The sequence below is a fragment of the Thermogutta sp. genome, assembly GCF_039793925.1.
Lineage (GTDB): Bacteria > Planctomycetota > Planctomycetia > Pirellulales > Thermoguttaceae > Thermogutta.
In genome coordinates this window covers 1-1,442 of record NZ_JBAMME010000083.1, presented here as the reverse complement: position 1 = coordinate 1,442, position 1,442 = coordinate 1, and the positions used below count along the sequence as shown (strand labels likewise).

The 1,442-nt window shown below is 57.4% G+C and carries 2 protein-coding genes; both read left to right on the top strand.

What is annotated here, in order from left to right:
* The coding region (locus tag ABJK56_RS02935) for a hypothetical protein (RefSeq protein ID WP_347243170.1) at positions 1-288 on the top strand (288 nt) is incomplete at its 5' end.
* Positions 285-1,442, top strand: a 1,158-nt coding sequence (locus ABJK56_RS02930; protein WP_347243169.1) for a hypothetical protein, incomplete at its 3' end; no start/stop codon positions are given. The genes ABJK56_RS02935 and ABJK56_RS02930, both read left to right, overlap by 4 nt.

The window sequence follows — 1,442 nt, the reverse complement described above, 5'->3', positions numbered from 1 at the left end:
TACTGGCTGGGGCGGGCTTCTTACCAGCGGGCGCTCACTGCCACAGAGTTAGGGAGCAGTGCAATGGAGGGATACCTGCTGACCTGGGCTGATGGAAAGCCCCTTTATGTTCTCTGGTCTAACGATGACCAAGTGCGAGAAGTCGGGCTGCCGGCAGTGCAGGTGCAGGTTATGGATATGTATGGGGATACCATGGGGTTGATCAGCGACGGGGATGATGGCCAGGAAGATGGGCGTGTTCGGATAAATGTTGGTCCTAACCCGATCTATGTGAGGGTGCTCCGATGAAAAAGTGGCCGTTTTTCTGGGGCCGAATGGTTTGGGCCGTATTCCTGGCAGGTCTGGGGCTCTCCCTAATCCTGGGCATCCAGGGCGGGCTAACACAGTATACCGGGGCCTCAGCAAATCACCTCGCTTCTGAGACGGTCATCACCCACACCCTGTACCTGCCCCTGGTTATGAATGGCTATATTCCCCCCTCTGGCCGCCTCTGCCGCTTTGGCGTTGGAGCAGGGAGGGACATTGCTACCTATGCGGTAAACAGCCTGCGGTTGGGGTGGTACGTGGATTGGACAGTGACGCCCAATCCGAGTCGGCCTGGGGGGATCACCTATATGCCGACGATCCGTCTCCAGCAGATCGGAGCCAACTCTTACAGTTATTCGCCGGGACCGGATATCCTTTCGGCAACCGTACAGGCGCTCCCCGGCGCCACCTGGCTCATCGGCAACGAGCCTGATCGGCGGTACTGGCAGGATAGCCTGGAACCCCATATTTATGCCCAGGCCTATCACGACCTGTACTATCTGCTCAAGGGATGGGATCCCACTGCGCAGATTGCCGCTGGGGGGATCGTGCAGCCCACGCCGCTCCGCCTTCAGTACCTGGATATGGTCTTAGAAAGTTACCGGGAGCGCTATGGAGAGCCCATGCCGGTGGATGTCTGGAACATCCATGCCTTCATCCTGCGGGAGCGCAGTTGCGACTATTACCCGGACGATTGCTGGGGGGCAGAGATTCCACCAGGGATTAATGCTCCCGATGGGATGCTCTATGAGATTCAGGATAACGATAACCTGGGGATTTTTAAGCAAAACATTGAGCGCTTCCGGCAGTGGATGGCGGAGAGAGGTTACCAAGACCGTCCCCTGATTATCACCGAGTTTGGCGTCCAGATGTGGCCGGATTACGGCTTTCCCCCGGAGCGGGTCAACGTCTATATGAATGCCACCTTTGATTACCTGATGACAATGACCAGCACTCTGGGGTACCCGGCTGACGAATACCGGTTGGTGCAGCGCTGGGCCTGGTACAGCCTGAGCGATGACAACTTTAACGGCTGGTTGTTTGACCCGAATACGAAAGAGCGTACGGTTTTCGGGGATAACTTTGCCGCTTACACGGCCCAGGTCAGCCCTACGGTCAATCTGGAGCCGGTGCGG